The sequence below is a fragment of the Moorena sp. SIO4A1 genome (assembly GCF_010672065.1).
Classification (GTDB): Bacteria; Cyanobacteriota; Cyanobacteriia; order Cyanobacteriales; family Coleofasciculaceae; genus Moorena.
Genome location: NZ_JAAHHX010000713.1, coordinates 1 through 1451, shown reverse-complemented (window position 1 = coordinate 1451; position 1451 = coordinate 1). Strand labels below are relative to the sequence as shown.

The 1451-nt window shown below is 41.0% G+C and carries 1 protein-coding gene and 1 pseudogene; one reads left to right on the top strand and one right to left on the bottom strand.

The genetic code is table 11. From position 1 onward, the window contains the following. Positions 1-286: pseudogene (locus F6K53_RS42210) on the top strand (sterol desaturase); the annotation flags it as partial. Positions 287-329: 43 nt separating this feature from the next. Here F6K53_RS42210 and F6K53_RS42205 read toward each other — a convergent pair. Then, positions 330-839: a DM13 domain-containing protein gene (locus tag F6K53_RS42205; RefSeq protein ID WP_293055263.1), complete on the bottom strand. Its 510-nt coding sequence runs from the start codon at positions 837-839 to the stop codon at positions 330-332. Positions 840-1451 lie beyond the last annotated feature (612 nt).

Sequence of the window (1451 nt, the reverse complement as noted above, 5' to 3'; positions counted from 1 at the left end):
AGCGTTTAGTCCTTTGTATGAACTGAGCAAACGTACCCTAGGAGACCTAGTTACCCTCCGTCGTCTAGATGCTCCTTGTGTAGTACGTAAACTAATCCTCGGACCATTTAAAAGTAATCTCAATCCAGTTGGGGTCATGTCAGGGGATTGGGTAGCCCAGCAAATCCTTAATCTAGCCACTCGTGATGTGCGTAACATCATTGTGACGATTAATCCGATAACCTATTTAGCGTTTCCAGTCAAGGAATTTTTTGTCAGCCTGTACTATAGGCTGTTTAGTCGTTAGTCCTTAGCAACTTGCCTTAATTATTAGTTAGTAATTAGTAGCACTAATTACTAAGGGTGGCGTAGCCAAAGGTGACGTTGAATTTACGGCACCATATGACAACAGAGCTAAAGTCTTCTGAATTAACATCAGCAGGGATACGGTACCGTTGAGTGCCACTGACCTGCTGAAGACGACCAAGACTTTGATAATTTTCCTTACTGTAGGATTTGGGGACAGTTTGGCGGTGCAACAGCACCATTAAATCAGGTCCGTTATCGGTTTTAAAGGTTTCGTCAAACTTTAGGTAACGTTCTCCATTGTCTGTGACTAAACTTACCATGCCTTGAGTAGAATGGGCTGCTGTTACAAAATTTCCTGATCTACTTGTTGCCTGTGCCAGTGTTGCAGTTGGTTTAGCAGCTGGAGCACTGGACACATCAATCTTGGTTGTCGTAGAGGTAGAGGTAGAGGGTTTTGCCTGAACAGTACTCTGATTCCCAGGTACTCCTGCTACACAACCTACGCTTAAAAAGGCAGTAGCACCAAAGATGGCTAAATAGTGAAGTTTCATCAGATTATCTATCTCGTGGAAACATTACTCTATTTCCTATTATGTCTAGTCTTCGGTGGCATTAGCCTGAGTTTTGGTTAAAAAATTTAGTGGATACTTCTCAACTCTAGCTCAGAAAATATTTTATTCATTAAAATATCCCGCAATCGGCAAGTTAAGTGAATTTTAATATTTGCCTCAGGTTAGATTAATCTCTTATCAATATCATCTAGATTATTCCCATACTATCTTAGTAGTTTGATTGAGTTTAAACTAACAAGTTAGGATACAGCAATGGGTGTAATGGTGTTGCCCAATTCAAGGGGCAAATAATTGCTATAACCTTTATAATACCAAGCTTTAGAATACTAGCACGCTTTTTAATTTGCTATTACCTATTCCCTGCCCACAGTGCTATACCTGTTTTTAGACATGACAGTTCCCAAAGTGAGCTACTCAAACTCTAGGTGTTCTTCTAACAAACCAGTTTTTAGGTTACGAGCCGCAACGGTCGTGATGCTGATTCTAGTTACTAGTTTTAGTGCGATCGCTTTAGCTTGGTTGACTGGTCAGGGGCAGATTACACAGCTATTTGCTCAGCTGCATGTCTGGCAAATAAACCCACCGATGTGG